We start from the raw sequence: 2935 nt of genomic DNA on the forward strand, positions 1-2935 counted from the left end.
AATGGCCGTGGCCTTTCCCGACCGCTTCGACAAATACCTATAAACCTAGCCCCACACACAAACAACTTGACACGCTCGCGGAAAACATGTCAATGCACCCCGCGTGCCAGGCAGTAGCCCCAAAACTGGGGGTTTCATGGCACACAGCTCGTCAATGGACTTGACCTCCAACAAAAACGCTACATGTCACTTTCAGCACTCGAACACACCAAGCACCTCATGCACCACCCAGGAGATCATCGTGGCGACCACCACCAGCTAACCGCCTAACCAGCACCCCGAACTTCATACCGAGCCGAAAGCACAAACCACTACACCACTACACGGGACTTGACCCTATTTTCCCAGGTGGCTTATAACTATATCCCTGTAGATCTATATCTCCAGCCGATCAACCAACAAAACCGTTCACTACGGGTTACTGTTTATGCTCCCGCCTCGCCTTGCGGCTCGTTGGGCTGCCGCCCAAATCAAAGATTTGGTTGCCACCACACACCCCAAAACAACCACACACCTTATTGCTCTCCACGTGGCCGTTGTATCTCCTAAACTCTTGGACAAAGAAAAAGAGCGGCAAAATCAGAAAAGGTAACTAAGTGCCCCAGGGACACTACACAGAAAACAGTGCTGACCGTAGTGTTCGATAGCGTCCAGGCTGGCATGTCGGTATGGGCCTCTAGGCTTAAGCCCATGGGCTTTTTAGAAAACCTCCTCAACCGCTACACCCCACGCACACCGGGCAAACCGGTCTTTGCGGTTATTGACACCGAAACCACCGGCTTTAACAAGCGCTACGACCGCATCATTGAATTCGCTGCCGTGCGTGCAGACAGCTATTTCAACCCCGTCGACTCCTGGCACACACTGCTCAACCCTGACGGCAAGGCCATTAAAAACTCCCATATTCACGGCATTACCAACGACATGGTGGCTACTGCCCCAACGTTTAGCGAGGTATATGGTGACTTCACCAGCTACATCGACGGCATGCATCTATTTGCCCACAACGCCCCCTTCGACTCAAAAATGATCATCGCCGAGACCGACCGCATGACCGGCGTCGACGATGACGAGGACGAGTTCTTCCCGTTTATTGACACCATTGACCTTGCCAAGCAAATACTCGACCGTGGCCCCTACAACCTACCAGCACTTCTTGACCGCCTGGGACTGGACAATCCGGACGCGCACGCAGCGGTAGCTGATGCGACCGCCACGGTGAACATGCTCCACGCCCTCTTCGGGTTCAAGCGCGGCGAAATTGGCCGCACGATTTTGCGTCAAGGCGAAGCATTTCACGCCACCAATACCTGGCGAGGAAGCCACGTCACACCACTACTCCCCCGCAATATATAGACCTACTACCAGCACACACTGGACACAGTGGCCTGTAGAAGTAGCCATATGCTTTCACATATGGCAAGACGTGCCACGCGGGTCAGTGGGGTCTTGGGTCCCTCGCCGTGCTCACGGTTGTTTTGGTCTTAATTATCCAGACCGTCAGCCGCGAACAAGCGCAGTACTTCCTGTTCCTTGTCACCCTCTTTCCTTTTGCCCACGCTGGACTCTCGTAGGAACTGGTGGTACCGCTCATTTCCTTTGGTCTATTAGTCCTGTGGACTAGCATTTTGGGGTCCGGTTCAATGCAGGAACCAGCAGGTAAAACTGCATACAGTCGGACATATGGAAGGGCTGACGACTGCGTATAAGTTTACTGCCTTGACGACAGCAAATTTCAGCTTTACTTTAGTATAAGTAAGGTGTTTCTTATGGTTAGGAAAACTGTGAATAAGACTAAGATGTTGAAAACTGCCGCTTCCCTTCTATCTGCCTTGGCTATCCTTCCTGTCTTGTCTGGAACCGCTCAAGCAGAAACGACACAAGGAAAGCAGGAAGAGTCCCAAACGATTATGGGCGGAAACTACCAAAGTACTGATCCAACGGCCTACAATTACCTTCCTGAAGGAAGTGATCCAGTTCCGAACACTGCGGATAGATCAGCATTCGGATCGGCCCAAATCAGCGGCTTTGGATTTACGTTTCAAGGGCATGACTTCAAAGTTCCCGTAGTGAATCTTGAGCATGCAATTAAGGGTAAAGGCGGTCACATAGACTCCGAAAGTGCATCCGTGACGTTTACTAACGGAACGCTGTGTAACTGGAGAGTGGACTACCAAAATAGAGACGAGAATGGGATTCATGCAACCCGTAAGGGGGCAACCCACAATGATTGCTCTCTTGGGCATGCACATGATGCCGGATTCAAAAACTTCGATGTTAAAAGCAATGCTGAGTGTGCACGTCTATTTGTAATGGGAGAATTTAAGGGAGAGCAGTGTCACGCAATTCATCCTTAGTAGCTCTGATGAAGATTGCGATTTTTATATCGTTATCGCTTTGTCTCGGGTATCTTATTGGCGGTTTAAATGCGATACACGTTGCTAAGGCTTTGGCTGAGGGGAATTCAACCTCATTAGCCGATATTTCTCGTAGATTAGAAAATGGTTTTTTCTACTTTAGAATCGCTGGAGTCTTTGCCGTCATTTTTCTCGTCGGAACTTATACAGTTTGGCGCAGGACCAAAGTCTCCCCTTAAATGAGATCTATACGGGCATCAGTTATTTATCCTATTTGGGTATGTGTGACACAATCGTGGGCCTTATCTTAGGCCTCAAATTCCCCTTCTGAATCGAGTAAACGAGGGCATTCCCGCTGGTGGGAGTGCCCTTTCCTATTTATTACTGCTGTCGTTTAGACGTAGACAGTGCGGGTAGTGGCGCATTCTCGGAAACATATATTTTCTATGTGTTTATCCATATGTCCTGCCATACGGCAGGCACCGTGGGTGCGCAGATTTAGAGCGTGTCAAGTTGTTTGTGTGTGGGGCTAGGTTTATAGGTATTTGTCGAAGCGGTCGGGAAAGGCCACGGCCATT

Annotated in this window: 2 protein-coding genes and 1 pseudogene; all 3 read left to right on the forward strand. The window is 50.1% G+C overall.

Annotated elements, in window-relative coordinates:
• Positions 1–74 precede the first annotated feature (74 nt).
• A pseudogene (locus ABRP64_RS11530) lies at positions 75–164 on the forward strand (transposase); the annotation flags it as partial.
• A gap of 460 nt (positions 165–624) precedes the next feature.
• Entirely contained in the window at positions 625–1356 is a 732-nt protein-coding gene (locus ABRP64_RS11535) for a 3'-5' exonuclease (RefSeq protein ID WP_349866526.1), read from the forward strand.
• A gap of 428 nt (positions 1357–1784) precedes the next feature.
• Positions 1785–2357, forward strand: a complete 573-nt coding sequence (locus ABRP64_RS11540; protein ID WP_150851540.1) for a hypothetical protein — start codon at positions 1785–1787, stop codon at positions 2355–2357.
• Positions 2358–2935 lie beyond the last annotated feature (578 nt).

This window comes from Corynebacterium sp. KPL4015, from assembly GCF_040225725.1.
Lineage (GTDB): Bacteria > Actinomycetota > Actinomycetes > Mycobacteriales > Mycobacteriaceae > Corynebacterium > Corynebacterium rhinophilum.